Raw genomic sequence first — 4,970 nt, 5'->3', positions numbered from 1 at the left:
GATACATACGAAGGCTGTACGCTACACGATACATACGAAGGCTGTACGCTACACGCTCACGATACATACGCGATACATACATGATGCATACATGATATAAGTTCTAAATGATGAAGGTTGCCAATGATGAAGTTTTCAAAAGTCTTGGGTGGTCATGGAATGCAGGTTCTAAATGATGAAGGCCGCCGATGATGACGGACGAAAATGAATGAAGAAAGTGAAAAAAACCTATTACAAATAATTCTTATACGTTGGGAAAACGTCAAAAACAGAGCTTTCGTGTAGTCAAAACCGACGTTTTCGGTCCTAAAAATCGTCAAAAAATAAGTTTATTTGAGAACTAATATTAAAAAAGCTAGTAGAAGGACAGGAGAGAGTCCTATAGATGATAGGAAGAGGTACCTCGAACGGAGGTATCTCTTTTTCATTTATCCGTAACATAAGAGAGAACGAAATTGTGGAAAACGAGTAGACTATTCAAAAATAATGTGTAACCCTTGTGGTTTTCGTCCGCAAGGAGTACCTTCTTTTCGGTAGGGGTGGGGCAGACGGCGAAGTGTAGCACTTCAGCGGTATCGACAGTCTTGGATATGTACACTATAAATGTATAAATATAAAATAATAAAGTTGAATTGCCGTAGTAAAGTATATCGAAAAAGGCTGAAATAGCCGAAAGTACGCCATTTTTATAAATTAGAGAATGATTTTCAATATACGGGATAGGTTGAGTAAACTGCATAGCTATGATTTGAAAAGAGCCATGACGTGTGGTATTATTAAGCCATGAAATATATCTCGTGTTACATTGAGGAGGGATTATTTTGCGTACAATTGATGTAGCAAAAATTACGGAAACAGTTGCGCAGATGTGTAAAAACGCAGCTTACTACTTACCGGAAGACGTGTATACAGCTTTGAAACACGGCCGTGAAACAGAAAAATCTCCGGTAGGTTGCGTTGTATTGGATCAGATTATTACAAATGCTGAAATCGCCAAAGAAGAAGACCGTCCTATTTGCCAGGATACCGGTTACACCATCGTATTTCTCGAAGTAGGTCAGGACGTACACTTTGAAGGTGGATCCCTTGAAGAAGCCATCCAGGCCGGCGTTGCTAAAGGCTATGTAGAAGGCTACCTCAGAAAATCCGTTGTTGCTGAACCGTTGTTCAACCGTAAAAACACCCAGAACAATACTCCGGCTATTATTTACACCAAAATCGTTCCTGGCGACAAAGTTAAAATCGACATGGAACTTAAAGGTTTCGGTAGTGAAAACAAATCCGGCGTTAAAATGCTCGTACCGGCTGACGGCGTAGAAGGCGTTAAGAACGCTGTTATGGAAATCGTTAAAAAAGCCGGCCCGAACCCGTGCCCTCCGATGGTTGTTGGCGTTGGTATCGGCGGTACTATGGACTATGCAGCATTCCTTTCCAAGAAAGCCTTGCTTCGTTCCACTCAGACTCGCAACGAACATCCTGAATATGCAAAATTAGAAGAAGAATTGTTGGGCATGATCAACAAGACCGGTATCGGACCTCAGCTCGGCGGTACTACTACTGCATTGGCAGTAAATATCGAATGGGCTGCAACTCACATTGCCGGCCTTCCTGTAGCTGTGACTATCTGCTGCCATGCAAGCCGTCACGCTGAAGAAATTCTTTAATATTAGGGAGGAAAGTTACAATGGCTGAAACAATTCGTCTTACTACACCGTTAACGGAAGAAGTTTCCAGAAAATTAAAAGTCGGTGACAGCGTATTAATCACCGGTAAAATCTATAGCGCTCGTGATGCTGCTCATAAAGTTATGACCGAAGCATTGGCACGCGGCGAAAAATTACCTATCGATTGGCATGACAAAATCGTGTACTACCTCGGACCTACTCCGGCAAAACCGGGCGATCCGATCGGTTCCGCAGGCCCGACTACTTCCGGCCGTATGGATGCGTACACTCCGACTATGCTCGAACAGGGCATCAAAGGCATGATTGGTAAAGGCTCCCGTTCCCAGGCAGTTGTTGACGCTATGAAAAAACATGGCGTAACTTACTTTGCTGCTGTTGGCGGCGCTGCTGCTTTGATTGCTAAATCCATTAAGAAATATGAAGTTATTGCTTACGAAGACCTCGGTCCTGAAGCTTTGGCAGAATTGACTGTTGAAGATTTCCCGTGCATCGTAGTTGGCGATACCGAAGGCAACAACTTCTACGAATTGGGTCAGAAACCGTACCGCGAAATCTAATCGAATCGTTCATTAGAAGATGGTGCGATCAGCTAACTTAATAGGGATTTAACCACATTAGGTATAGAGTGGTCATATAGAAACGACCGCATCGCCTTGAGGGATAACTCGAGGCGGTGCGGTCGTTTTTTAGATTCTGAACGACGTGTTCAGGATTTTTTTTATTTCTGTTTTTATGAAGTCAATCAGCTTTTGGCTGTAGGGAATCTGCTGGTTAGATAATTCACAGTGAGTACATTTGATAAATAACTTTGATTCGACAAAAGATATTCAGTTGTATAGATGTAGTTGTAAAAATTACTGACTAGTTAATACTTATGTAGATAATTGAAGAAAAATAAAATAAAAAATCGAAGTAAATACATTCAAAAACACAACTTACCTTTACATAACCGAAATAGGGGAGTATACTCATGGTGAGCACACCTTAGTGGGTATAGTGAGTGCAAATTGTTATATTTCAAGTTAAGGATTCAGAAAACGCAGAGTTATCAAGTGAGGAGGATGCGTCGTTATGAAACATACTATGAGTGAGAGTGTATATGCTTCGTCCAATCGGGGGGGGCATTCGTAAGAAACGGTCGGTTAGTCAAGGCCGTTACATTAGCATTGGTGCTAGGATTTTCCGGCGTGGTTGGCGGAATGGTCCAGGCAGCAGGTGTGACGGATACTACCGAAAAAGGTGGCGTTGCCGTTAATTTGAGTTCGGATACGGCAACGGGGGCAACAGCTTCGGGAACGGGTGCAGTTGCAGAAGGCGAAGGAGCGACAGCCAGTGGTACAAATGCGGTTGCCATTGGGAACACGGCGAAATCTGACAGCACGGGTGCTATTGCAATCGGAAATAATGCGAAAACGATTACCGTTAAAGAGACGGTAAAGAAAGATGATGGAACAGAAAAAGAAAGGATATATCCAGCGAGTCACTCCATTGCTATTGGTACGGATAGTCAAGCAATACAGTCAAAGTCTATTGCTATCGGGTATGGGGCTTTGGCACAGAAGGGTGATAATGTAGCTATAGGAAATACAGCTAAGGCCAAGGGGAACAGAGCGATAGCAACCGGTGCATACACGGAAGCAGGTGAATATTCGCTAGCAACAGGTTATAACGCCTTGGCTAATGGTCAGCATTCTATTGCTATCGGTGATAGAGCAAAGGCATCTAAACTCGTCGGAAAGGAAGAAACTCCAATAGATTATGCTATTGTTATGGGTTATAAGGCTAGAGCAAATACAGGGGCACTTTCCTTGGGCAGAGAGGCTGATGCTGGTGAGTTTGCCATTGCTCAAGGATGGAAGGCAAAGGCACCTGGGTATGGTTCTATTGCCAATGGGGTATCAACAAATAGTGCAGGACAATGGGCAATTTCTATAGGCGGATTTGCTCAGAATACAGAAAAATCTCCATATGCGGTATCAATTGGTACTAGTGCCTATGTTGGTGATTTAAGTGATGAAATTAAAAAGTTTACGATTAAGGAAACACCAACAAGACTAATTTCAGATATGGAAGAGGTCCCTACGGAATATGTTAATGTAGATGGTAGCCCCGCTTCCGGAGATGAATCTTCTATATCGAAGGAGGAATATGACAATCCGCAGGAAGGATCTCTTGCTATTGGTTGGAATACAGGAGCATCGGGTTTTGAAGCAACTGCTATTGGGCAAGGGACACGCGCATACGGAAAACGATCTGTTGCAATTGGATTATCCTCTCGTGCTATAGAGGAAAGTAGTGTAGCTATTGGCCAGCAGACAGTAGCTGCCGCAATAGATGCCCTCGCAGTAGGCCGCTTTGCTAATGCGTTTGCATATGGAAGTATTGCTATGGGGGCAAGAACAGAAATAGGTTCTAAGGCTGCTAATGCTGTCGCATTGGGAATGTGGGCCCGTACAGATCAGACAAACAGTGTAGCATTAGGTAGTTATTCCAGTACTGAGGGAATTGATGTAGCAGGCGGAAAAGCTAAATATAGTAATGAAGCTGTTAAAGGTAATGTGGGTGTTATTTCTGTTGGCACGGAAGCATATTCGTTAGAATTTGGTAAGGATAATTTAAATATCCCCGACATCAAACGCCGTATTGTAAATGTCGCCGGTGGTATCAATGACAATGATGCCGTTAATGTTAAACAGTTAACGGCTGTGGCTGAATCACCGGTATATATCTATAGCGGTGGCAGTGTAAGTGATTCTGTTTATGGTAATGGTACGGCGGTTGTTCCGGAAGCAAATAAGAACTATACTATCAGCAATTTGCGTTTTGCTTTTACTGATGGGCTTACGGCTGGAACAGTTACAGATAGTGATGGTAATAAGCTAGTCAAAGTTGGCATTTCTGATGATTACATGAACAAGATTAATCAGGCCGTGGCTGATGCTAAAACGGCTCAAGGAAAAGCCGAAGAGGCTCAAGGTAAAGCCGAAGAGGCTCAAGGTAAAGCTGAGGATGCTCAGAGCAAAGCCGAAGCAGCTCAAGGAAAAGCCGAAGAGGCTCAAGGTAAAGCTGAGGATGCTCAGGGTAAAGCCGAAGCAGCTCAAGGAAAAGCCGAAGAGGCTCAAGGTAAAGCTGAGGATGCTCAGGGTAAAGCCGAAGCAGCTCAAGGAAAAGCCGAAGAGGCTCAAGGTAAAGCTGAGGATGCTCAGGGTAAAGCCGAAGCAGCTCAAGGAAAAGCCGAAGAGGCTCAAGGTAAAGCTGAGGATGCTCAGAGCAAAGCCGAAGCAG

Annotated in this window: 3 protein-coding genes; all 3 read left to right on the top strand. The window is 43.6% G+C overall.

Annotation, left to right across the window (positions count from 1 at the left end):
• Positions 1-821 precede the first annotated feature (821 nt).
• Positions 822-1,664: a fumarate hydratase gene (locus Q5873_RS09650; protein ID WP_205088474.1), complete on the top strand. Its 843-nt coding sequence runs from the start codon at positions 822-824 to the stop codon at positions 1,662-1,664.
• 20 nt (positions 1,665-1,684) lie between these two features.
• The gene (locus Q5873_RS09645) at positions 1,685-2,242 is read left to right on the top strand and encodes a Fe-S-containing hydro-lyase (RefSeq protein ID WP_276789393.1); all 558 of its coding nucleotides are present in this window, start codon (positions 1,685-1,687) and stop codon (positions 2,240-2,242) included.
• A 642-nt stretch (positions 2,243-2,884) separates the two neighbouring features.
• Positions 2,885-4,970 (top strand): alanine-zipper protein (locus tag Q5873_RS09640; protein ID WP_303060582.1); only part of this gene is annotated, 2,086 nt, incomplete at its 3' end.

The sequence above is a fragment of the Veillonella magna genome (assembly GCF_959600285.1).
GTDB lineage: Bacteria > Bacillota > Negativicutes > Veillonellales > Veillonellaceae > Veillonella_A > Veillonella_A magna.
The sequence above is the reverse complement of the archived record's forward strand: the minus strand, read 5'-3'. Positions and strand labels throughout refer to the sequence as shown.